Below are 23,121 nucleotides of genomic sequence, written 5' to 3' on the forward strand. Positions count from 1 at the left end.
CCAATATCGTGCGGCGCACCGATTTCATCCGGATGCCACCGCAATCTTAGACGATAAGCACGCGGGTCGTAAGCTAACGTCATATCGACCCGGCATTCGCCGCTACACGCGCATTTATATCAGCAATTCAAAATCTGCATGCCGGGCTTGGCATTTCTCTATTCGTTCTTACCCTAGGTAGGAAGCACCGGCGCAAGTGTACACTCCGATTGTGAAAATTCGGAATCTTTTGCGTAAAAGGCACAAAGAAGCCCATTAACGGACCGAATTAAAAAGCAAAGACCGGTCTAATTGGCCCGGCCTGGAAAGGACTGAAACAAGCGGTAATTTCAGCCCTTACGCATCGCTGCGCAGCGATGCCTTGGCCAGCTTGCCCGTTGGCGTGCGGGGCAGCGTTTCGCGCACGATGTACTCGCGCGGGATCTTGTACTTCGCGAGTTGCGAAGCGAGAAATCCGTTAATGGCCACTTCGTCGAGCGGTTCGCCCGGAACCGGTACGACATAGGCCACTACCGTTTCGCCCCATTCGGGATGCGGGCGCCCCACCACAGCCACGTCGCGCACCGAAGGATGCGCGATCAGCACGTCCTCGACTTCCTTCGAATACACGTTCTCGCCGCCGGTCACGATCATGTCCTTGCTGCGGTCGACAACGAATAGATAGCCGTCCTCGTCCATGCGCACGAGGTCGCCCGTGTGGTACCAGCCGTCGACGATCGCCTCGGCGGTTGCCTCCGGCGCATAAAGATAGCTCTGCATCAGCGAAGCGGCCTTGAGCCAGATTTCACCCACATCGCCCGGGCGCGCCTCTTGCCCGTTCTCGCGCACCACGCGCATCTGAACGCCACTCATGGGCTTGCTGCCGATCGAACCCGCCTTGGCGACCTGCTCATGGGGCTCGAGAACCGTGCCGGCCGGCCCCGTTTCAGTCATGCCGAACACCTGGTAAAACCGCTCGCTGCGATACGCGGCCATGAGTCGCCGCGCGGTATCGGCGCCAATCGGGCCGCCGCCATATACCCACGCGCGCACGGAATCCAGCGCGTAGTCCTCGATTTTCAGGCCCATCTGCAACGGCAGCAGATAGGACACCGGCGCACCGAAATAGAGCGTCACCTGCTCCGCCTGCACGATTTCCAGAAAAGCCTGCGGATGGTATTCGCGCAGCAGCACGAGTGTGCCACCCACATAAAGCGTGCCGACCATCCAGTTGTTCAGCGGCGACGAATGCCACAACGGCATTGCAATCAGCGTGCGCTCGTCCGGCGTCATGCCCAAGCCCACAACCGCGCCCTCTGCCGCACTGCACACAGCATGGTGGCTCATCAGACAGCCCTTCGGGCGCCCGGTTGTGCCCGAGGTGTAAAGCACCTGGGCAATCGAATCGTCGGCGGGAAGCACGCCTTCGAAAGGCGCAGCGGCTTCGACCAGTTTGTCGAACGACGCATGCCCCGCCAGCGCGCTATCCGTGCCAAGGCGTACGCCCGGCGCCGTGAGCCGCTCGACCACGGGTTGCAGCGCACCATCGAAAATGGCCAGACTCACGCGCGCGTGCGCGAGGATGTAATCGACCTCGGGTGCCTGCAGCTTGTGATTAACGGGTACCACGGCCGCGCCCATGCGCCATGCACCGAGCATGGCGAACACGAAGCCCGGCGTGTTGAAGCACATCAGCGCGACCCGGTCGCCCGCGCCCACGCCGTGCTGCGCGAACACACGCGCGGCGCGGCGGCCTAGCTCGTCGGCCTCGGCATAGGTCCAGGTGCGGCCCGCGTAACGGACGAATGGCTTGTCCGGATGTGCGCGGACCTTGTCGTCAAAGAGAGAAACGATATTCATGGGGAGCAAATCGATTGAGCAGGTATCAGCGAATCAAAATGATACTTCAGAGTACCATTTATAGGTCAACAGGGGTTTCCCATGAAGCGCCCGCACGCCCGTCGCCCACAGTACGATGAAAGGGTTCGATGCTAGACTTCTTGCCATTGGTCCAGCCTGTCACGGGACCGAATGTGCCGCGAGGCACAGCCACACCGCTCGCGTTTCGTCGCACTCAACAACATAAAGGTGCTCTCATGGCAGAGATACAAAGTTTGGAAACGCGGCAGGCAATCGGCCGCGCGGCGCGGGAAAATGCGAAGCGATCGATGCACGCGAAGGTCGGCAACGTCGACCGGGACCCCATCGCATTGCTTCAGCAAAACAGCGCGGGACGCGTGGAGGCGCTGGTTCCGCTGCGCTATGGGCGCATGTCCGTTTCACCCTTTACCTTCTTTCGCGGCAGCGCGATTATCCAGGCCCACGATCTGGCCGGCACCGCCAACACGGGCATTGTGTTTCCGATTTGCGGCGATGCGCACCTCATGAATTTCGGCGGCTTCGCCACGCCCGAGCGGCAACTCGTGTTCGACCTCAACGACTTCGACGAAGTCGCGACCGGCCCGTGGGAATGGGACGTGAAACGGCTCACGGCGAGTCTCGCCATCGCGGGCCAGCACATGGGCATCGCGCGCGGACCGATCAGCGAATTCGTGGCCACCGCCGTGCACGAGTATTGCGACCGCATACGCGAATATTCGGAGTACAGCACGCTCGATCTCTGGCACGAGATCGTCACGTTCGAGCGCATGATCGAAAGCACCGATAACGAGGAAGGACGGCGCGCAATCATCAAGGCCAGAGAAAAAGCCGAGGGACGCACCAGCGAAAGCATGCTGGAGAAAATGGCGGCCCAGCGAGATGGCCACTGGGTTCTGCAAGACGCCCCGCCGGCGCTGTTTCACCCCGGCGGGCCCAATACGCTGCTCGGCAAGGACCACGCATGGTCGAATACGCAAGCGTGGGAAAACAAGCTCGCCGCCGCATTCGACGACTACCTCGGCACCCTGTCGCCCGAGCGCCGCGCGCTCGCCGGGCAATTCGCGCTGCAGGACGTGGCGTTCAAGGTCGTGGGGGTCGGCAGCGTGGGGACCTTCTGTCTCGTGATGCTGCTCATCGACAGTCACAGCAAGCCGCTCTTCCTGCAGGTGAAGGAAGCGCGCGAGTCGGTAATCGCACAGCACTTCACCGCCGACGGACTCGCGCACCAGGGCCAGCGCGTCGTGACCGGGCAGCGGCTGCTCCAGGCGGCCAGCGACGCATTCCTCGGCTGGACCACCGGGCCCGCGAAGCGCTACTTCTACGTTCGCCAGTTGCGCGACATGAAGATCTCGGCGGAAGTCGAGCGCATGAACAACACCCTCCTGCAAGGCTACGCGCGCCTGTGCGGTTGGGCGCTCGCCCGCGCCCATGCGAAGGCAAGCGGCAAGGCGGTGGAGATCGCCGCCTATCTCGGCAACGGCGACCGCTTTGCCGAAGCGCTTACCGAGTACGCGTTCGACTACGCCGCGCAAAACGAGAAGGACTACGAGACGTTCATCAAGGCATGCCGCTCGGGCAAGCTCGAAGCCCGCAGCGACGAAGACATGGCTGCGGATTTCCGCGTCTGAAGCAAGACGCAAGGGCCGATTCAACCGGCTCCATGCGAGACGCCGCGCGCGTCTCGCATCTCTCATACTTCCCCTGCCTCAGGCCGAACGCGCGGCCAGTTGACGGAGCGTCGGCCCCGCGTGATCGTGAAAGCGGCGGATGCCCGAGCACAAATAATTGAGCCCCGGCTCTCCTTCCGGACTCCGAATGAAGCGGTTCTTCGGACACTCGCCCCAGCAAAGCTTCAGGTGCTTGCATTGGCGGCAATACGCCGGCAATGCATCGCGCTTGGCGTAACCGAACTTCTGCTGACGGGCTGAAAACGCCATTTCGCCAAGGTGCGTGTCGCCAATGTTGCCCAGCGCGTAGTCGGGGTAAACATAGTGATCGCACGAGTACACTTCGCCGTCGTGCTCGATAGCGAGCGCCTTGCCGCAAAACTCGGCGGTAATGCAGGTTTGCGCCGGCATGCCCATCGTCTGCACCACCGCGGTCTCGAACAGATTGACGAGCACTCGCCCCACGTCCTTCTTGTACCACTCGTCGAAGGTTCGCGAGAGGAAGTAGCCCCAGTCGTCTGGGTCGACCGACCAATCGGTCACCACCGAGTCGTCATTACCGGGTTTCGCCGCGCTACTTCCCAACAGGGGCTGGCCGTTCTCGGGCCAATGCTGCGGGGCCACGCTGCGAAAATCCTTGGGCTCGACGCAAGGAATGAACTGCATATAGGTCGAGCCGAGTTCGTTGCGCAGGAAACGATAAACGTCCACAGGCCGTTTCGCGTTGATCCGGTTCACGACCGTCAGCGTGTTGAATTGCACGCCGTGCTGGCGCAACAGGCCGGCGCCGCGCATCACATTGTCGAACGTCGGGCGGCCCTTGCGGTCCACGCGCATCGCGTCGTGCAGTTCACGCGGGCCGTCGATGCTCAGGCCCACCAGAAAGTCGTTTTCCTTCAGGAACGTGCACCAGGCGTCGTCCAGCAGCGTGCCATTGGTCTGGAGATCGTTCGAAATGCGCCGGCCCGGCGGCGTATAGCGCTTCTGAATCTCGACGATGTCGCGAAAGAAGTCGAGGCCGAGCATGGTCGGCTCACCGCCCTGCCACGAGAAAATAACCTCGTCGCCGTTTTGCGCTTCGATGTATTGCCGGATATAGCGTTCGAGCGTCGTGGGCCCCATGCGGCGCCCGCGATGCTGTTCGAGCAAATGCTCCTTGTGCAGGTAATAGCAGTACGTGCAGTCGATATTGCAGGTCGAGCCAATCGGCTTGGCCATTGCATGAAAACGCCCTTTTTGCGCGGGCGCTACCGGTTCGGGCCCGGCTGGATGTTCCGCGAAAAAGGTCACAGGTACCTCAACCGCCGCTTCACCATTTTCGCGCATCTCAAGTCCCCAGCTATTCAATACCATTGCACGCCACCCAGGGCATTTCGGCCAATGGCCGTCATGCTACCCTGGGTTGTGTTCCGCGATTACTGCCCTATTACTGTACGTTTATTGCCCGCTAGTCTTCAGTGCGGGATAAACCGTCTTCCAGTCCTGCTTCATGCTGACGACGACCCAGCCATGCGCCTGCGCTTCGTCCCAGGCTTTGTCGAGCGACGCCGATCCCGCCTTGCGGTCGTACGCGAATTCACGCGCCGCATCGTCGTGATGAAGCAGCAGGCCGAGCGAAGGACCGGAGCCTCCGGTCGTGTATTCGAGCATCTCGCGATCGCCATCGGAGTTGCCGAACGCGAGAATCGGACGGCGGCCGATCGCGCGGAAAATGCCCACGGGCTTGCCGGCCTTGTCGTCGATGAAGTCGAAGCCAGTTTGGCGAACCAGTACCGGCTTGCCATCACGCACTTCGTACTTGAGCTTTTCCTCGGTGCCCACCATGTGCTCAGGCGGAATGCCATAGGCCTCGCTCGCCCATACGCGCATGAACTCCGCAGTGCCGCCCGACACGATCCAGACCGTGAAGCCATTCGCCTTCAGCAGGTCAAGCAGTTCGAGTTGAGGCTGATAGACGAGATCCGTATAAGGCTTGCCTAGCGTGGGGTGCTTCGCGCTCGCGAGCCACTTGCGGATCGACTCGTCGTATTCGTCGGTGGTCATGCCGCTGTTGGCCGTTTCGAGCAATTGCAGCAGCGCATTCTGATTCTTGGCGAGCGCGGCGTTGTCGTGCGCCATCAGCGCCTTGAAGGCCGGGTTGTTCTTCCATTCCGGATGATGGGGCGCCGCCGCCTTGAGCTGGTCGATCATGAACAACACCTGGAACGGCATCGGCTGCTCGCTCCACAGCGTGCCGTCGTTGTCGAACACGGCGATGCGCGCCTCGGGCGGCACATAGGTGGACGAGCCCTGTTTCGTTACGTCGGCGACGAACTTGAGCACGGCGGCGCGCGCCGCGCTGTCCTGCCACGAAGGCAAGGCCGCTGCAGTGGGCGTACTGGCTGAAATCGGCTGCGACGACGCCTGAGGCTCATGGCTGGCACAAGCGCCGAGCGCGAAGCACGCGCTAAGCGCGATTCCTGCCAGGCGCAGCATCGTGCCGCGCGAACGTTTAGCAAGCTGACTGTCGTGCATCGTGAATCCGTTTATTCGGGGTTACACAAAAGAAAATGCGGACAACCGGAACATGCCGCATAAGCGACACCGTCCGGTAGTCCGCAACCTTAGCGTAATTCGCTATGGCTCAATGCATCAATTCCCGCTGGGCATGGGAATGTTAAAGCCATTCTTCGCGAGACCGTCGCGAATATACTGGAAACGCTCGTACTGAGTGAGCGTGATCGGACCCGCGTATCCTTCGCTCTGAGCCTTGCGCGGCGGATACTGGACATACGTCTTCATGAGGTCCTTGACCGCTGCGCCGAACGCCGGAAGCGTCCAGGTGTGCTCGGTGAAGTTGTTCATGAAGATGTCGTAGCGCTCCTGCGGATCCTGATACAGGTCGAACAGTTGCGGCACCGTCGCCACGTAGCTATCCGGCCCCTTCCAGCCGAGGTTGGAATCCACTGCGAGACCGCCCGTCGCCTCGCCGCCATCGCCGCGCAAATTGAATACGGCCTTGAAGCGGCCAATGCGCACCGCGCCCGGCGTGAGTTCGTTCTCGGTGAAGTAGAACCACTCGTTACGACCGGCCTTACCCGTGCCGAACAGCACCGGCGTCATATCGTAGCTGTCGAAAATAATGGGCTTGCCTTCACGGTCGTTCTTCGGCAGCGCAACGCCGCCGAGCTTGGCGAACGTGGCCATGAAATCAAGGCCGCCGAGAATGTCGTAGTTGCGCTGATGCGGCTTGATCTTGCCCGGCCACCAGGCAATGCACGGCACGCGTGCGCCGCCTTCACGGTCGGTGCCCTTGGTGCCGCGGAACGGCGTGTAGCCCGCGTCCGGATAAACGTCCTGCCATGCGCCGTTATCGGTCGTGAAGATCACGAGCGTATTCTTGTCGAGCCCTTTCTCGCGCAGCTTGGCCATGATGCGCCCGACGCGCGCGTCAAGCTCGACCATCGAATCGCCAAACTTGGTCTTCGCCTCCGACTTGCCGATGTAATCCGGATCGGGCATGTTGGGCTGGTGGACCTTCATGAAGTTGATGTTGATGAAGAAAGGCTGCCCCTTCTTCGCCGCATCGTCGATATCCTCGAGGCCCGCCTTCTCGATGTATCGGTCCACGAACGGAATGCCGACCACGCCCTTCTCCGGCGTATTCACATATTCGCCATTGAGCTTGAAGTCTTCATGCGGCTTCTGGCCAGCCTTGCCCGAAAGCATGCCTCGCGTGACCTTCGCGAACATCGCGCGGGTCTTGTCGTCCATGTCGGGGAACCACTTCGGGTCCGTGTACGTGTAGGCGTTCAGGTGATACAGGCCGACATATTTCATGTCGTCATAGCCTTGCGCATTAGGCAGCGCGTAATCCGATTCGCCGAGGTGCCACTTGCCCGTGAAGTACGTGTTGTACTTCGCCTGCTTCAGGACCGATGCCAGCGTCCATTCGGCATGCGGCAAGCCTCCGCCCTGGCCCTGGAACGCCACCGTGGTCATGCCGCTGCGGTTCGGATTGCGGCCCGTCTGAATCGCGGCGCGACCCGGCGTGCAGCTCGGCTGACCGTAGAAGTCGAAGAAGGTCATGCCTTCGTCGGCCAGGCGGTCGAGATTCGGCGTTGCCGCGCCGCGCCCTTCGCCGCCGCCATACACGCCGATATCGCCCCAGCCCACATCGTCGGCCACGATCAGCACGATGTTCGGGTGCGCGTTCTGCTGCGTTTCCTTCTGCGCGTTGCCGTTTATCGCCAAAGCCAGCAGGCCCGCTGCGGCCAGCGCGAACGGCGCCCGCTTCGTGGCGAACCGCCACAGCCGTGATTCAGATTTCATACACTACCCCTAGGTATCGCTCGAATTAAAGTTGACTTGCCATCCTCTTCGATTCGAACTTCCTCGAAGAGAATGAATGGGATTTCAATGTTATTCACGGCGCATCGCATGCATCGCGCATCGCGCATCGCGCCAATTTTTAATGGGGTGATCCGGTTGCCTTCAGAATCTCTTTGATCAACGCATCACCAAGAAACGGCTTCGTCAGCACCGTATGCGCTCCGGCGTTTTCAATGGCGCGGCGCATACGCACTCCGTCGTATGCCGTCATGAATACGGCGGGCGGCCGTGGCAAATGCAAGGTTCCATAGAACGCCGGCCCCGAAATGCCGGGCAACTGCACGTCGATGACGAGACAGCGCGCTTCGCTGGCGAATTCGAAGACATTACTGTCCTCCGCGCTGTGGAACGAGCGCGTGCGAAAACCCGATAGCCGGAGCAAGCGCTCGACAGCGCGCCGCAGGCCGGAATCGTCCTCGACAATCACGATCAATTCCCGCTTATCATCCATGCGCTGCCCACATAGATCCCGCATAGCCTCTTTGATGAGTGTTGAACAGATGCGCGCGCAGCGCCATAGGGAGTCAGGGAAACCCGACGTCACCGAGGGGCAAAAGGAAGCATGCGGGCACGCCCGATTCCACTCACCCCTTTTTAATTGCGATTCAGTTGCATTTGAGTAATTTTGTTAATACGCGAACTGGATGGCTTAAATCCCGCTCAGCGTGGCGCAGATACGCGCTTCCCTCCATAGGGATTCGGGGCAAACTTATTTCCCCTTTGGGCAATATCGGGCAGACACCTTCCCTTTCCCTAATACGGCCATTACATTACGCAGTGCAAGTGCGCTGCTCAATAACGCTACGCGCGTGCTGCGTCAGCGCTTTCACATTTTTGTGAGGCTTCTCGTTCACACGCCGGGAGATAACGATGAAGAGAAGAGTTTCATGCATGCTCATGCTGGCCGCGACGCTTGTCTCGCCGCATGTTTTCGCGCAGGCGTCCGCGCCGGTCGCGGCTAGTGCCACCACCCATCCGGTCGACCCTGACGCGGTCGCCGCGCTGCAGAAGATGGGCGCTTACCTCCAGTCGCTCAAGCGCTTTAGCGTCACGACCCACCTCACCGGCGAGCGCGTGCTGGAAGACGGCCAGAAGCTGCAGCACAACGCGAAGGCCGAGATCGACGTCGACCGCCCGAACAAGATTCGTGCCGATCTGTCGAGCGCGCGCAACGAGCGCGAGATCGTCTTCAACGGTAAGGACGTCACGCTCTACACGCCGGCACAGAAGTACTACTCGACGGTCGCGTTCGACGGCACGATCAACGATCTGATCGGCAAGCTTAGCGAGAACTACGGCGTGGAACTCCCGCTGTCCGATCTGTTCGAGTGGGGCACGCCCAAGGCGTCGACCGACCAGTTCGAATCGGCAATGTATGCGGGCCAGGACTATATCGGCAACACGCTGTGCGATCACTACGCATTCCGCCAGAAGAACATCGACTGGCAGGTCTGGATCGGCGCGGGCGCGAAGCCGCTGCCGTACAAGATCGTGATCACGCGACGTGACGACGACGCACGGCCGCAATCCGTTTCGGTTCTCGACTGGTCGACGAACGCCGGCTTCAAGGATGCCGAATTCACGTTCCGGCCGCCGGCAGGGGCGAAGAAGATCGAACTCGTTCCCGTCAAGAATAAGGGGTAAGCCCATGAAGAACGCTATCAGGCAAATTCCCTCCCGTCTCCTCGTCACGGCGCTCGCAGCGAGCGTCGCCCTGACCGTTGCGCCGCTTGCTAACGCAAGGCCCGGCGGCGGCGGCGGCGCGCATGTCCAGCGCGGCGGTGGCGGCGGCGGTGGTGGCCGAGCCCAGGTCAACAACAACTCGCGCCGCGCAGACGTACGCACGAACAACGTTCGCAACACCAGCGTGAACAACGTGAACGTGAATCGCAACGTCAACGTGAACGCAAACGGCGGCTATCACGGCGGCTGGGACAACGACTATCACCCGGTCGCCACCGCTGCCGCCGTGACGGCAACGGTCGCCGTCACGTCGGCTGTGGTCGGCTCCATCGTCCGCTCGGTGCCGTCGAACTGCGTGCCGGTGAACTACGGCGGGATGGTCTACCAGCAATGCGGCAGCACCTGGTACCAGCCGCAGGGATCGCAGTACGTTGTGGTCAATTCGCCGTACTGATCGCCCGCCCCTGTAGCCACCCGCGCACCGCGCGCGGGTGAACGCCGTTGCGCGGGCCGTGGCTCGCGCAACGGCGCGTTTGCGAATATCGCCGCCGACGGAGCACACCATGAGCCATGTAACAGAAAAGATCAAAGAAGAATTCCTGAAGGTGCTTCCGCCGACGATCTTTTTCTTCGTCATCCTGCATATCGTCTCGCTGATCCGCTCGCTGATGGTCAAGGGAACCGGCATCGAACTGCCCACCACGGCTTCGATCCTGCTGGCCTCGCTGATTCTCGGCAAGGCCGTGCTGCTCGCGGACATGCTGCCTTTCATCAACCGTTTTCCCGAGAAACCACTCGTCTGGAACGTTTCCTGGAAAACGCTGATGTACACGCTCGTCGCGCTGGTGATCCATTATCTCGAGCGGCTCTACGACTACTGGAAGGAAGCGCACGGCTTCGCCGCCGCCAATCATCTGCTGCTCACGGAAATAAACTGGCCGCGCTTCTGGGCCGTGCAGATCCTGCTGCTGGTGCTGATCTTCAACTATTGCGTGATCGCGGAACTCGCGCGGGCGCTGGGCGAGGGCCGGCTCAAGAAGATGTTCCTCGGCCCGATCCGATAAGCGCCGGAACAACGCTAGCCCGCATCGGCACATGGACTCGCCCCTCCTCCCTGTCCATATTGATAGCTATGCGTCGCTCCACACAGAACCTATGATTTGCCGTGAGGGTGGTTCCGCACTCCTCGCGTCTCCTCGAACCATTAGCCCGCTTTGTGCGGGCTTTTTTTTGCTTCATCGATAAAGCGCTTTTCCGCATGAAGACACCGCGCTGGTCCGGCATGGCCGCCACCGCCCTTCTCGCTGCCGCAATCGCCACGGCGCTCGTCGTGGCGGTGCGCGCCGAACTGCTTTACGAGAGCCGCCGCGCCGCGCTCGAGCATGCGCGCGATGCGAACCGCACGCTCGTGTTGCTCGCATCGCGCATTATTGAGCGCGACATTTCCGCTTGCACGCGCGCGTTGCAAACGCTCGACGCCTCCATGCCGGCAATCGAAACGCCTGCCATGCATACCTGTCTGGCGCGCTTCGTCGCGACAGAAAGCGCCGCCGCACCGGGCAAGCTCGCGCAAGCGATGGTGATGGATGCTGCCGGCAACATCGTGCAAGACTCGGCCGATTCTCTGGCCTGCCATGTCGGCCTCGCCGATGAGCCCTTTTTCAAACTTCACAGCAAGAGCCCTCAGCCAAGCGTTCAAATAAGCGCGCCATTTCGCTCATGCCTGCTCGATGGCGCGCGAACCATCGCATTGAGCCGCAGGCTTTCCGCAGCGGACGGCCGTTTCGCCGGCGTCGCGCTCGTCGCCATCAACATCGGCTACTTCAATCAGCTATTCGCCGATCTCGCGCCGGGCACGCAAGGCGGCATTGCCGTGCTGCGCGACGACGGCGTGCCGATCATGCGCAATGCGTTCGTCCGCGGAGATCTCGGCTTTGGCCATGCGGACGTGTTCCGGCATTTCATCGTGCATCCCGGCGGCGATTTCGTCGACTATTCGGACGTAACCGCGGGCGCGCGGCTCTACCACTATCGGTTCATCTCGGCAGCACCGCTATTGATCGTCGTGAGCGCCTCGGGCATGGACATGTTCGCGGACTGGCGGCGGCGCGCCATGCAAGTTGGCGTCCTGACGGCCGGCTTCGGCGCGGGGTGTTTCATGCTGGCGGTCATGCTGATCCGGCAGCAGCGCAGGCGCGTGCAAGCAGAAGAAGAATTGGAGCGCGCCATCAAGACCGATCCGCTGACCCACTTGCCCAACCGTCGCGCGCTCGACGACACGGTCGCCAGCGAGTGGACCCAGGCAGCGCGCGAAAATACCGAACTCGCGGTGCTCTTCATCGACGTGGATTACTTCGAGGCCTACCACGATCGCTACGGACGCCTCGCCGGCGACGAGACGCTCTCTACCGTCGGCCGCGTGATTACGCGCGCGCTGCGCCAATCCGGCGGCACGGCGGGCCGCTACGACGGCGAGGTTTTCATGGCCGTGCTGCCACGCACGCCGTTGCACGCGGCCATCGAAATAGCAGAGGAGATTGGCGAGGCGGTGCGCCGTTGCGATATTCCACACGCGGACAATGCCAGCGGCAAAGTCACGGTGAGCATCGGCGTGGCCACGCGCGTGCCGTCGCTGGACAGCGACGGCAACGCATTGATGCGCGAGGCGGACGAGGCGCTCTATGCCGCGAAGGCGGAGGGCCGCGATCGGGTGGCTTCGAATTCGATGCCGTCGGACATCGACAACAGTTAACGGCTAAATGGCATCGGCCGCAAACCACGCGGCCGATGCCCGACCCAGTCTGTTACGGACGCGGCGTAACGATCGGGAACAGCGGGTTGAACTGATCGGTCAGCGAAAGCAGTTCCGAAATCTTGGCGCGATCGCCATCGACCTTCGCGCGGCCTGCCGCCACTTCCTTGTCCAGATTCGTCGTGTGCAACATGATGTTGTCGAGACTGTCCTTCGGCATGGTCAGCGTGACATCGGCCTTCGGATTGAGCTTGCCTTCGTTATAGACGAGCACCGAATTTTCGAGGCTCACGGCATATTGCTTGTGCAGGTCCGGGAACACCCAGTTGACCGTGATGTTCTTGCCGTCGGCCTTGTCGCCGTCGATATGCATGGAGAGGAACTCCAGCGCCATTTCCGGCGTCATGGCGCGGATCGTGTCCGGGCTCGCCGTCTGCACCGCCGGAGCCTTCGGAATGCCGTTGCGCAATTCATACGCACCCATCAGGTACACGTCGCGCCACGGGCCGGCTTCCGACTGGTAGCCGAGTTGCTCGAGCGCGTCGGCTTCGAGATTCTTGGCTTCCTGGTTGTTCGGTTCGGCATAGACAGCCATGTTCATGACCTGAGCGACCCAACGGTAATCGCCCTTGGCATAGGCGTCACGCGACTTCTTGATGACGGCCGGCACGCCGCCCATGAAGTCCATCGTGTTCTTCGCCGTTTCCACCGGCGGCAGCGGGTGCAGGTCGGCCGGGTTGCCGCTGTACCAGCCCATATAGCGCTGATAGACGGCCTTGGCGTCGTGAACCACGGTGCCGTAGTAGCCATGGTTGTACCACTTGTCATCGAGGCTCTTCGGCAGCTTCACCATGTCGCCGATTTCGTCCATGGTGTAACCCATGTTGATCAGGCGCAGCGACTGGTCGTGAATGTACTTGTACGTGTCGCGCTGCTTCTTCAGGTAGTCGTTGATGTACGCGTTATCCCACGTCGGCCAGTGGTGCGAGGCGAACACCACCTGCACTTGCGGGCCGAACATGTCGATCGTCGTGTTCAGCGCCTGCCACCACTTGTTCGCGTCGCGCACCTGGGCGCCGCGCAGCGTGTAGAGGTTGTGCAGCGTGTGGGTTGCGTCTTCCGCCGCGCACAGCGCGTGGTACTTCGGGAAATAGAACAGCATCTCGGCCGGCGCTTCCGTGCCAGGGGCCATCTGGAACACCACTTCGAGCCCGTCGATGGTGCGCTTCTCGCCGGTCTTCTTGATGATGTCGGTCGGAGGAATCAGCGTGACCGTGCCGAGAGACGTGGTCTTGCCGAGGCCGCCGTCAATCTGCCCCTTCGCGTCTCGCGGCAGCAGCGCGCCGTACATGTAAATCGCGCGGCGGCTCATGGCGTTGCCGGCGAACACGTTTTCGCTCACGGCTTCTTCAAGGAAGCCGTCCGGCGCGTAAATCTTCACCTTGCCCGACTTCACGTCGGCTTCGTTCACCACGCCCCTCACGCCGCCGTAGTGGTCAATGTGGCTATGCGAGTAGATCACGGCAACCACGGGCTTCTTCGGGCGATGCTGGTAGTAAAGGTCGAGGCCCGCCTTGGACATTTCCGTGGAGATCAGCGGGTCGATCACGATCACGCCGTGATCCGTCTCGACGATCGACATGACAGACAGGTCGAAGCCGCGAATCTGGTAAACGCCGTCCGTGACCTTGAACAGGCCGTTGTCCATGTTGAGCTGCGCGTTGCGCCACAGGCTCGGGTTGACCGTGGGCGGTGCGTCCTTGCCCTGAAGGAACTGATAGCCATCTAGCGTCCACACGGTCCTGCCGTCGGCGCCCTTGACGTTCATGTTCGGTAGCGTGGCGATAAAGCCGCGCTTGGAGTCTTCGTAGTCCTTGCGATCGCTCATCGGCAGCGTCTTGAGCAGATCGGCGTTGGCCTGGGCCGTCGTGGGCGTGGCATCCTTCGTGGCTTCGGCGGCAAACACCATGCCGACGCAAAGGGGAATGGCGGCAAGCGGGATAAGCAGGCGGGATTTCATAGTATTCCTCTTGGGTTGAGCAAAAAACAACGACGTTTTTCTAAAGTCCTGTTACGGGCGACCAACAAGTTCCGGCTGAGCGGCAGGAGAAGCAACCGAACGCTCGCTGTCCGTTTCCGAAAATCGAAGCAGCCTGCCGGCATTGGCAAGCACGATGAACGTGCCGATGTTGTGCAACACGGCGATCCACACCGCGTCGAGCGCGCCCACTGCCGCAATGGCGATCACGGCGGCGGTCCACGCCACGCCGAACACGGCATTGACGGTGGCCGTGCGCCGGCAGCGGCGTCCAAGCTTCAGGCAGGCGGGAATGCGGCGCAGGTCGTCGCCGAGCAGCACGACGTCGGCGGCGGCCACCGCAATGTCCACGCCGCGTCCGCCGATTGCGATGCTCGTCGCGCCCGCCTTGATCGCGAGCACGTCGTTCACGCCGTCGCCGACCACGAGCGGCCGGCGGCCAGCGGCGAGCTCCTGCTCGACGAACGCGAGCTTGTCCTGCGGCAGCGCGCCCGCAATCACCTGTTCGATGCCGAGCTCCGCCGCCACGCTGCGCGCGACGGCCTCGCGGTCGCCGGTCAAGAGCGTCTGGCGCGTAAGCCCCAGTTCGCGCAATTGCGCGAGCGCTTCGGCGGCATCGGGGCGCAGCGCATCCGCGAAGGCGAACCACGCGAGCAGCTTGCCGTCGAGCGCGACACCCGCGAGCGGTCCGTCGTGATCGGGCAGCGCGCCGCCAAGATCCTGAACGTGCTCACGCAGGAGCGCCTCGCGCCCCAGCACCGCGAAGCCCTGCTCGGTCTGCGACACCACGCCGAGCCCGCGCAGTTCGCGCACCGCTTCCTCGCTCGACGAATGAACGCCCTGCTCGGCTGCGTAGCGTTGCAGCGCCCGGCTCACGGGGTGCGCGCTGCCACGGCTCAAGTGCGCGGCGAGCGCGCTGGCACGCGCGGCATCCGCGCCGGGCCGCAGCACGACGTCGACCACGCGCAGTTCGCCATGCGTGAGCGTGCCGGTCTTGTCGACCACGAGCGCATCGAGATCGGCCACGCGATCGAGAAACGCCGCATTGCGCAGCAGCAGGCCGTGACGCGCGCCCACCGCGATGCCCGCGATGGCTGTCGCCGGCGCGGCGAGCACGAGCGCGCACGGGCACGCCGCCACGATGACCGCGAGCATGGCCCCCGAATTCGCCGACGTGAACCACACGAGCGCCGCCACCAGCAGCACGAGTGCGAGATAGCCGCCCATGTAGCGTTCGAGCGCCTCGGTGATAGGCGGCTTGACCCGCTCGGCATGCGCAAGCAATTCGACGATGCGGCCCAGCGTCGACTGCTCGCCCACGCGCGTGACTTCCACGCGCAGCGCGCCGTCGACGTTCATCGCGCCGCCGTAGACCGTGTCGCCCGTGGCGACTTCCACGGGCAGCGACTCGCCGGTAATCGGGCTGTTGTCGACGGCGGAATGGCCCGACATGACCACGCCGTCAGCAGGAATCCGCGCGCCGGCCGCGACTTCGAGCAAGTCCCCGCACGCGAGCGCTTCGGCCGGCACGTCTTCCACCGTGCCGTCCGGTTTCACGCGTCTCGCATGAATGGCCGCGAGGCGCGAGAGCGCGCGAATGGCTTCTTGCGAACCCAGCACGCTGCGCTCTTCGAGCGCGTGGCCGAAGGTCATCACGACCGGCAGCAGCGCGGCGGTCACCATGTCGCCGGTGGCCCACGCCGCGAGCATGGCCAATGCGATCAGCCGGTCCGTCACACCATGCAGGCTCGGGAACTTCAGGCTGTGCCAGGCGCCCGCGAAGACCGGTCCCGCCACCAGCAGCGAGGCGAGCCCCGCGAGCACGTCGGCCAGCGCGGCGCCCTGGGTCGCGAAAAAGCGCCAGCCGCACGACAGCAACAGCAGCGCCGCTGCGGCGAGCGCCAGCACGATGCGCCGCGAAATGGCGCGGCGCTCGTCCGGCGCGAGCGCGATTCCCGGCGCCTGCGCCAGGTTCGCCGGCGACGCATCGTGCGCGTGGGCGGCTTCATCGCCTGCATGCATGGCGTGATGCATCTCAGCGGCAGCCGGCTGGAACGAATCGGCGTTCGCGTTCATTGCGCCTTTCCTGGAAGTACGAGACTCGACGTGTCATAGGGGTCGATCGTGGTCACGCGGCCCGCCTTCGCGAGAATCTGCTCGATGCGGTCGCGGTATGCGCGCGCGAGCAGCCCTTGGTCGCTGTTCGCGTCGAGCGATGCTTCGAGCTGCGAAATAGTTTGCGTCTGCTCTTGGGCCTTCGACACGCGCTCGGTCGCGTTGGCTCTTGCGTTTTGCAAGACCTGGTCGGCATGCTGCTGCGCATCCTGGCGCGTGGTCTCGGCGGCGGTGCGCGCGTCGGCGATATTGCGTTGCGCGCTCTGCAACGCGTTCAGCACCGAGTTGAAGGCATCCACCGCCGCTGCCGGCACGTTGGCCTGCACATCGACGCGCGATACCTCGATGCCGAGGCCCGCGCCACGCGCTTCGAGCGAGCGCAACTGGCGCTCCACCGCTTGCGCGATGTCGACGCGCAGATGCTCGCGCTGCTCGGTCATCTGCGCGTCCGCTGCCAGCAGTTCAGGGCGCGCGACGAGAATCGCGTCGAGGTCGCGCGACGCGCTCACCTGCGCCACGGCGGACGCCGTGATGCGTTCGAGCGCAGCGGCGAGCAGCGGCTGCTGCACCGCGTATTCATAGGGCGAGCTCACGCGGTAGTACAGCGTGGCCGCGAGTTGCACGACGGCAGCGTCGCCCGTGAGCACATAGCCCGAGCCTGCGAGCGCGTCCGAGAACGGCGTGCCGTTGGTGCCCATCGCGGCATCGGGATGAAAGCCCCACGACGACATGTCGTCGCCGGCCTGCGATGCATCGGCCGAAGGCGCGTTGGGGGTGGGGTCGAGCGCGCGGGCGCGCGCATCGCGATCGAGCGAGGCAATGCGCTGCTCGAGCACGCGCGCGGACCCAGGCAGCAGCACGACAGTTTCGAACGGGCGCGGCCACGCGAGCAGCAGGCCCGCACCATGCACGCGCACGAACTTGCCAAAGCGCATCACCACGGCCTGGCTGTCCGCCGGCACACGGCGGACGTTCGAGACGCTCCATGCGGCCGCAGCCACCACGGCGAGCACGGTCACGAACCAGAACACGATGCGCACCGCCTGCACGCCGGGACTGGGCGTAGGGTTGGGCCGGGAAGGAAGCGTGGCGGCGCTCATGGCTTGGCGTGCGCCTTCGCGCTCGCGTGCGAGGCGGATTTGGCGCTCGCCCCGGTCCCCGCATCGAGGCCGGCCGGCCCCTGCACGAGCACGCGAAACGGCGCGGCGTCGGTGCGCACGATGAGATTCGTATTCGCATTCACGACAGTAGATAGCGTATCGAGCGAGCGCAGCATCGTATAAAGCTGCGGGTTGCCCGCATAGCTCTTGCCGTAGATCGCGGCGGCGTCGCGGCGCGAATCCGCTTCGATGCCGGCGGCCTGCGCATTGGCGTCGGCCACCGCAATGCGCGCGTCGCGATCCGCATCGGAGCGGATCTGCGCAGCCTCGCGCTTGCCTTCGGCGGTGCGTTCGGCCGCCACCGTCTCGCGCTCGGCGCGCATACGCTCGACCGTCGCGGACAAAGTGGCCGCCGGCAGCGTCAGCCGTTCGAGCCCGACTTGCACGGCGTGCACGCCATAGGTCGCATAAAGCTGGGCGTCGATCTGCTTGCGCAACTCGTCTTCGTACGCCTCGATCTTCACGTCCTTGGCGTTGGTGTTGACGAGCGAGGCAAGCTCGAAGCCCGAGGTCGTGGTCTGCAACGCGGAGCCGAGCAGCGAGCGGATCTGGCGTGCAGCTTCATCGGGCTCGTTGCGCACGGCGCGCACGAAATGGTTCACGTCGGCCTTGTCGGCGGGCACGCGCCAGGCCACCCAAGCCTGCACGAGAATCCGCAACCCGTCGCGCGTACCCACGTCCTGCAGGCCGCTCGACGTCGTATGCAGGCGCAGGTCCACGGGCACCGTGGCCTCGATGGGCGCGGGCAGCCGCCACGCGAGCCCCGGGTCGAGCACCACGCGCACCGGCTCGCCAAAGCGCGTCACCACCGCCGCCTCGCCCTCGCGCACCTGCACGAAGCTCGCGATCGCGATAGCAATCGCGACGCAAAGCACCGCGAGCACCGCGCGGCGCACGAATCCCTTGCCATCGCCGCTCGCCCCTTCATCGCCATGGTGATGATGGTGGTGATGACCGTGCGCGTGCCCCGCATGACCGTGGTGATGATGATGATGTGAACTGCTCAACGTTTGCTCCACAGGGGTTGGCGTGGTTCTTCAGTACAGCTCAGTACAGCCGCTTTGCGCCCGCCGCATCGCCCGCGTTATATGAACGCAGGTCGATGGTCGCGCGGTTGCCCGTCACGAGGCGGTCGTCGATGACCGTCAGGTTGGCGTTCTGCAGCCCCTTCGTGAGGTTGCGCAGGTAATACTCGAACGCGAATGCGCGCCCGCCCGCTTGCGCTGCCGACACATCGGCGGCAAAGGTGGTCTGCTGGACGCGCGCGGCGGACAACGTTTCGGCGGCGCTACCTTTGGCTGTGTCCACTGTGGACAGCGCCGTCTGCTGGGCTTCGCCGACGAGCCCCGCCGCCAGCCCGCGCGCCTGCGCGACGCTCGCGGCCGCGCGGATCTGCGCCGCCTGCACGCCATGCCACGCCGCCGAGGCTCCAGCAGGCGGATGCACGCTTTCGATCACCACCGCCACCACGTCGATGCCGAGGCCAAACGCATCGAGCTGCTGCTGCACCGTGCGGCGCAACTGCTCGGCAATCACGGTCTGGCGCGCTTCGATGAGCGCATCGAGCGTATGTGAAGCGAGATAGCGGACCACTTCGCGATCGGCGATTGCGCGCACCGTGGCGGCCACGTCGGACGCGCGGTAGAGCGCGGCGCGCGCCGCTGCGTCGCCGGGCCCGATGCGGTAGTCGAGCCGCACATCGGCACTGACGACTTCGAAGTTCTGATGCTGCGCATCGCCGCCCGCGATCACCTGGTTGGTTTCCCACGGGTGAGCGACGTCCCAAAGGCGATCGAGCTGCTCGGGCGTGCGGGCGTCCGCCGCGATGAGCGGCGCTGCACCAACGCGCGCCTCGGTCGTGACATCGGACACCACGATTTGATGGACCGCGCCGTTGTCGATCACGCGCGCGCGCCCGAACGGCCAAGGCAAGCCCACGTGAAGACCGGGCTGCCACACCGCGACCGGCGCGCCGAAGCGCTCCGACACCGCGCGCTGGTCGGGCTGGAGTATCGTCACGCCGCTCAGCAGCCACGCGAGCGTCACCACCGCCACGCACCAGAGCGGCAGCATGCGCAGCGTGCTGTGAATCACCCAGCTCTGGCGCAAGTCGATGCCGTAACGCGCGCGCAGCGAAGCGCTGATCTCGGCGGGCGAGAGCGGCGGGCGCACCAGCAGTTGCGCGATCGCGCTGTCCACAAACCACGTGCGCGCGGCGAGCGCGCGCGGCGGCATGAACCATGAGACCACGACGCGCAATATCCACTCGCACGCAATAGCTGCGGGCAGCAGCGCGGCAGCGAAAGCCAGCCAGCGCGCATCGACGCGCGCCCACGCATCGAGCGCGGCGCACGCCGCGCCGCCGAGCATGGTGCCGAGCGCGACGCGCAATGCGCCGGCCAGCACGCCGTACGCATGACTTTCAGTTGCACGCGCAACGAAAAAGCGCTCGCCCACGAGCGTCACAAACGCCAGCACCAGGGTGGCCACGCAGGCCAGCGCGGCAATGCGCGAGGCCAGCGGCTCGCTCGCAAGCGCACGCTTGTCGAACACCAACCAGGTGGCGGCGCACAGCAGCAGCGACAGCGCGGCCCCCGCGAGCACGCACCAGGGCCACCAGCGAATCGCACGCAAGCGCGTCAGCGCGAAACCACCCACGGTACGCCACCATGTCCCGCGCAGCAGACCCGCCAGCGCGAAACCGCCCGCGGCGCGCCACCATGTCTCGCGCCCGGCATCGCCTTCCAGAACAGGGCCCGCTTGCGCGCTCGCGCGTCCGCCTTGCGCGGTATCGCGGCAGGCGCCCGCCGCAACCAGCGCGACGTTCAGCGCGGCTGCCGCAATCGGTGCGAGCCAGCGGAAATCCGCCCGCGTGGCGCGCCAGCAGGCGACAGCGGCAAATGCAATGGCCAGCGCGAAGCCGGCATAGGCAATCTGCGCAAGCATGCGGGACGCGTGCTGGTACGAACCCGCCGTATCGGTAGCTTCACGCTGCATGCAGCATGCCCTCCGAATCGGCACTCCCCTGGATATCGAACGCTTGAAACAAATGGGACAACATTGAATGGGCTGGTGACGCGCGAGCCGATGCCGGCGACTGGCTGTCGCTCATTGAAAGCAGGCTTACGAATTAAGGGCGAGTGTCGTCCCGATGGCGGGGGGTCGCCATAGGGGTTCGGGGCAAAACCCGCTGCCCTCTGGTGCAAAGAGTCCGTATCGCGAGAAAAAGCGGGCAGAAAAGCGGCTCTGATAGCCAGAATGCGAAAGGGCCAGCCGAAGACTCAAAGCGCTTCGGCTGGCCCGAACCGGCGCTGGCGCGCTGCCAGCTAGCGAACGTTTAACGCTTTACTTCACGCGGTTTTCCGGCTGCAGCGGCAACACGAGATTCATGTTGTTCTTCAGATTCAGCGCGAAGATGCCGTTGAGCTTGCCAACAGCGGCCTTGTCGCCGGTGATCTTCGCCTTGCCCGCGCTTTCCAGTTCGTCGAGCGACGACTTGCCCGAAGCGAAAGCCAGCAGATCCGCCTGCGAAATTTCCAGCGTGGCGTCGGCCTTCGGCGCCTGGAAGTCAGGCACGCGGTTGAGCACGCCGTTATGCAGATCCAGTGCGAACTTCGCGCCGCTGCTGAGCTTCAGGTTGATCGTCGCGTTGCCGGCCTTTTCGGCCTTGATCTGGTCGACCAGCATGCCCAGGTAGTTGACGAACAGCTCGGGCGGCAGCGCCGCGATCACTTCCGGCGAGGTCGTGCTCAGGCCGTTCGAAGTAATGCCGCCCTTGCGCAGTTCGACCGCCGCGCCCAGGTACCAGTTACGGTACAGCGCGTTCTCTTCCTGGTAGCCCAACTGCTCGAACGCGTCGGCCATCAGGTAGTTCGCGTCCTTGTTGTTGCCGTCATAGGCAACGATGTTGTTGAGCAGGTCGACCGCGAAGCGGTAGTCGCCCTTCTTGAAGCTCGCCAATGCTGCGTCGAGCACCTTCTGCTCGCCGCCCATCGCTTCGACATAGCGCTTGCCGCGCTCCGCATCCGGGTAGCGCGCGAGCTCCGTGGCGTTGCCGTCGTACCAGCCCAGATTGCGCACGTAGGTCGACTTCAGGTTGTTGCGCGTGTTGCCGTAGTACGGGCGGTTGTCCCACTGGTTGAAGACCGCCTTCGGCAATTGCGCGTGCTCGGCGATATCGTCCGGGCGATAGCCGTAGTTGGCATAGCGCAGGGTCGTGTCGTACAGCGACTGGTACACGTCGCGCTGGTTCTTCAGGTACTCGACCACGTTCTGGTTGCCCCAGACCGGCCAGGTGTGCGGGCCGAACTGGACTTGCGCGTCGCCGCCCCAACGCGCCACGGCTTCGCCGATGTACTTGGCCCACACCTTCGCATCGCGCGTTTGCGCACCGCGCAGCGTGTAAATGTTGTGCTGAAGGTGGTTGACATCCTCGGCCATCGAGAGCGCCTTCCATTGCGGGATGTACATGACCATTTCCGAAGGCGCTTCGGATTGCGGCGCGAGGTAGAACACGAAGTCCACGCCGTCGATGGTGACCTTCTCGCCGTCCTTAGTGATCGACTTGTTGGGTATCGGCAGGCCCGAATTGTCGTTCGCCAGCGCCGGTCCCAGCGCGCCGGTGATGATGCCGCGCTCGCCCGGCTGGAGCACGTTGCCGTACTGATAGCTGGCACGGCGGACCATGATGTTGCCGGCGCTCACGTTCTCGGCAACCGCTTCTTCCAGGAAGCCTTGCGGTGCGATCAGCGGAATCTTGCCGCTCTTGAAGTCTTCGGGCTTGGCGAGGCCTGCTGCGTAGATGCCGTCGATGCCGCCGAAGTGGTCGGCGTGGCTATGCGAAATAATTACGCCGCGCAGGGGCTTCTTGCCGCGATGCTGTTCGTACAGCGCGATCGATGCGGCCAGCGCCTTGGGCGAGTACTCGACGTCGTAGAGCACGATGCCGGTCTTCGTTTCGATGATGGTGAGGTTCGAGAGATCCTGGCCGCGCACCTGGTAGATGTGGTCCGTGACCTTGAACAGGCCGCCGTAGTTGGCCAGTTGGGCATGGCGCCACAGGCTCGGATTGACGGATTCGGGCGCCTGCTTGTCCTGCATGAAGTTCAGGCCGGGGGCGTTGAACACGCCGCCATCGATGACGCCGTTGTTGGCGAGCGGTGCGATCAAGCCCTTGCGGGAGTCCTCGAAGGCGGTCTTGTTGTTGAAATCGAGCTGGTTGTAGACAGCCTTGTTTGCGTCGCGCGTGAAGCTGGTCGCGGCCTTGGAATCCGCCGTGAACGAGTAGTTGTCAGCCTGTTGAGCAACAGCAGCGAAGGGAACGCTCAGCATGAGAATCCCGAGACCAAACAACTCCGAAGTAACTTTACGCACTATTAGTGTTCCTTTTTGTGGTTTCTGGTGATGCACGGCGTCAGACGAAAATAGCGCCGGTCGACATTTGAATATCGATCGGCGCAGAAATATAACAGCAAG

16 protein-coding genes are annotated in these 23,121 nt (G+C 63.6%); 5 read left to right on the top strand and 11 right to left on the bottom strand.

Annotated features, from left to right (window positions below):
- Nucleotides 1–336 precede the first annotated feature (336 nt).
- Nucleotides 337–1,839 (bottom strand): class I adenylate-forming enzyme family protein, encoded by a 1,503-nt coding sequence (locus HV773_RS12655; RefSeq protein ID WP_129564110.1) that lies wholly within the window; start codon nucleotides 1,837–1,839, stop codon nucleotides 337–339.
- A gap of 236 nt (nucleotides 1,840–2,075) precedes the next feature.
- On the opposite strand from HV773_RS12655, the gene HV773_RS12660 reads away from it, so the two are divergent.
- The gene (locus HV773_RS12660) at nucleotides 2,076–3,488 is read left to right on the top strand and encodes a DUF2252 domain-containing protein (protein WP_129564109.1); all 1,413 of its coding nucleotides are present in this window, start codon (nucleotides 2,076–2,078) and stop codon (nucleotides 3,486–3,488) included.
- 78 nt (nucleotides 3,489–3,566) lie between these two features.
- Here HV773_RS12660 and HV773_RS12665 read toward each other — a convergent pair whose 3' ends face one another.
- From HV773_RS12665 to HV773_RS12680, 4 genes are all read right to left on the bottom strand, one after another.
- Nucleotides 3,567–4,745, bottom strand: coding sequence for an anaerobic sulfatase maturase (locus HV773_RS12665; RefSeq protein ID WP_227875451.1), 1,179 nt, complete (start codon nucleotides 4,743–4,745; stop codon nucleotides 3,567–3,569).
- A gap of 219 nt (nucleotides 4,746–4,964) precedes the next feature.
- On the bottom strand, nucleotides 4,965–6,041 hold the full coding sequence (locus HV773_RS12670; RefSeq protein ID WP_129564107.1) for an HAD family hydrolase: 1,077 nt from the start codon (nucleotides 6,039–6,041) through the stop codon (nucleotides 4,965–4,967).
- Between the two features lie 117 nt (nucleotides 6,042–6,158).
- Nucleotides 6,159–7,838: an arylsulfatase gene (locus tag HV773_RS12675; protein ID WP_129564106.1), complete on the bottom strand. Its 1,680-nt coding sequence runs from the start codon at nucleotides 7,836–7,838 to the stop codon at nucleotides 6,159–6,161.
- A 139-nt stretch (nucleotides 7,839–7,977) separates the two neighbouring features.
- Nucleotides 7,978–8,325: a response regulator gene (locus HV773_RS12680; protein WP_246282275.1), complete on the bottom strand. Its 348-nt coding sequence runs from the start codon at nucleotides 8,323–8,325 to the stop codon at nucleotides 7,978–7,980.
- Nucleotides 8,326–8,768: 443 nt separating this feature from the next.
- On the opposite strand from HV773_RS12680, the gene HV773_RS12685 reads away from it, so the two are divergent.
- The 4 genes from HV773_RS12685 (at nucleotide 8,769) to HV773_RS12700 (ending at nucleotide 12,333) form a co-directional block, all read left to right on the top strand.
- On the top strand, nucleotides 8,769–9,542 hold the full coding sequence (locus HV773_RS12685) for a DUF2092 domain-containing protein (RefSeq protein WP_129564104.1): 774 nt from the start codon (nucleotides 8,769–8,771) through the stop codon (nucleotides 9,540–9,542).
- A gap of 4 nt (nucleotides 9,543–9,546) precedes the next feature.
- Nucleotides 9,547–10,035 carry a hypothetical protein gene (locus tag HV773_RS12690; protein ID WP_129564103.1) on the top strand — a complete coding sequence of 163 codons (489 nt, stop codon included), beginning with the start codon at nucleotides 9,547–9,549 and terminating at the stop codon, nucleotides 10,033–10,035.
- Between the two features lie 109 nt (nucleotides 10,036–10,144).
- On the top strand, nucleotides 10,145–10,645 hold the full coding sequence (locus tag HV773_RS12695) for a hypothetical protein (protein ID WP_129564102.1): 501 nt from the start codon (nucleotides 10,145–10,147) through the stop codon (nucleotides 10,643–10,645).
- Between the two features lie 194 nt (nucleotides 10,646–10,839).
- On the top strand, nucleotides 10,840–12,333 hold the full coding sequence (locus tag HV773_RS12700; protein WP_129564101.1) for a sensor domain-containing diguanylate cyclase: 1,494 nt from the start codon (nucleotides 10,840–10,842) through the stop codon (nucleotides 12,331–12,333).
- A 52-nt stretch (nucleotides 12,334–12,385) separates the two neighbouring features.
- On the opposite strand, the gene HV773_RS12705 is transcribed toward HV773_RS12700, so the two are convergent.
- The 6 genes from HV773_RS12705 to HV773_RS12730 form a co-directional block, all read right to left on the bottom strand.
- A complete protein-coding gene (locus tag HV773_RS12705) occupies nucleotides 12,386–14,353 on the bottom strand; it encodes an alkyl/aryl-sulfatase (protein ID WP_129564100.1) in 1,968 nt (655 codons plus the stop codon).
- 51 nt (nucleotides 14,354–14,404) lie between these two features.
- Nucleotides 14,405–16,447, bottom strand: a complete 2,043-nt coding sequence (locus HV773_RS12710; protein ID WP_227875450.1) for a heavy metal translocating P-type ATPase — start codon at nucleotides 16,445–16,447, stop codon at nucleotides 14,405–14,407.
- Nucleotides 16,444–17,586: an SPFH domain-containing protein gene (locus tag HV773_RS12715; protein ID WP_129564099.1), complete on the bottom strand. Its 1,143-nt coding sequence runs from the start codon at nucleotides 17,584–17,586 to the stop codon at nucleotides 16,444–16,446. Before HV773_RS12715 ends, HV773_RS12710 begins: the two co-directional genes overlap by 4 nt.
- Entirely contained in the window at nucleotides 17,583–18,653 is a 1,071-nt protein-coding gene (hflC, locus tag HV773_RS12720; RefSeq protein ID WP_129564098.1) for a protease modulator HflC, read from the bottom strand. The genes HV773_RS12715 and hflC overlap by 4 nt, the downstream gene beginning before the upstream one ends.
- A gap of 40 nt (nucleotides 18,654–18,693) precedes the next feature.
- The gene (locus HV773_RS12725) at nucleotides 18,694–20,643 is read right to left on the bottom strand and encodes an SPFH domain-containing protein (RefSeq protein WP_227875449.1); all 1,950 of its coding nucleotides are present in this window, start codon (nucleotides 20,641–20,643) and stop codon (nucleotides 18,694–18,696) included.
- A 348-nt stretch (nucleotides 20,644–20,991) separates the two neighbouring features.
- Complete coding sequence (locus HV773_RS12730) at nucleotides 20,992–22,977, bottom strand: alkyl/aryl-sulfatase (RefSeq protein ID WP_129564097.1); 1,986 nt, start codon at nucleotides 22,975–22,977, stop codon at nucleotides 20,992–20,994.
- Nucleotides 22,978–23,121: the final 144 nt, after the last annotated feature.

Origin of the sequence: Paraburkholderia caffeinitolerans (assembly GCF_902859945.1) — a bacterium.
In the GTDB taxonomy this organism is placed as follows: Bacteria; Pseudomonadota; Gammaproteobacteria; order Burkholderiales; family Burkholderiaceae; genus Paraburkholderia; species Paraburkholderia caffeinitolerans.

What these genes read in the sequence shown, in the direction of transcription:
- HV773_RS12655 (WP_129564110.1), bottom strand. Translation starts at nt 1,839, where the DNA reads ATGAATATCGTTTCTCTCTTTGACGACAAGGTCCGCGCACATCCGGAC.
- HV773_RS12660 (WP_129564109.1), top strand. Translation starts at nt 2,076, where the DNA reads ATGGCAGAGATACAAAGTTTGGAAACGCGGCAGGCAATCGGCCGCGCG.
- HV773_RS12665 (WP_227875451.1), bottom strand. Translation starts at nt 4,745, where the DNA reads ATGGCCAAGCCGATTGGCTCGACCTGCAATATCGACTGCACGTACTGC.
- HV773_RS12670 (WP_129564107.1), bottom strand. Translation starts at nt 6,041, where the DNA reads ATGCACGACAGTCAGCTTGCTAAACGTTCGCGCGGCACGATGCTGCGC.
- HV773_RS12675 (WP_129564106.1), bottom strand. Translation starts at nt 7,838, where the DNA reads ATGAAATCTGAATCACGGCTGTGGCGGTTCGCCACGAAGCGGGCGCCG.
- HV773_RS12685 (WP_129564104.1), top strand. Translation starts at nt 8,769, where the DNA reads ATGAAGAGAAGAGTTTCATGCATGCTCATGCTGGCCGCGACGCTTGTC.
- HV773_RS12690 (WP_129564103.1), top strand. Translation starts at nt 9,547, where the DNA reads ATGAAGAACGCTATCAGGCAAATTCCCTCCCGTCTCCTCGTCACGGCG.
- HV773_RS12695 (WP_129564102.1), top strand. Translation starts at nt 10,145, where the DNA reads ATGAGCCATGTAACAGAAAAGATCAAAGAAGAATTCCTGAAGGTGCTT.
- HV773_RS12700 (WP_129564101.1), top strand. Translation starts at nt 10,840, where the DNA reads ATGAAGACACCGCGCTGGTCCGGCATGGCCGCCACCGCCCTTCTCGCT.
- HV773_RS12705 (WP_129564100.1), bottom strand. Translation starts at nt 14,353, where the DNA reads ATGAAATCCCGCCTGCTTATCCCGCTTGCCGCCATTCCCCTTTGCGTC.
- HV773_RS12710 (WP_227875450.1), bottom strand. Translation starts at nt 16,447, where the DNA reads ATGAACGCGAACGCCGATTCGTTCCAGCCGGCTGCCGCTGAGATGCAT.
- HV773_RS12715 (WP_129564099.1), bottom strand. Translation starts at nt 17,586, where the DNA reads ATGAGCGCCGCCACGCTTCCTTCCCGGCCCAACCCTACGCCCAGTCCC.
- HV773_RS12725 (WP_227875449.1), bottom strand. Translation starts at nt 20,643, where the DNA reads ATGCAGCGTGAAGCTACCGATACGGCGGGTTCGTACCAGCACGCGTCC.
- HV773_RS12730 (WP_129564097.1), bottom strand. Translation starts at nt 22,977, where the DNA reads ATGCTGAGCGTTCCCTTCGCTGCTGTTGCTCAACAGGCTGACAACTAC.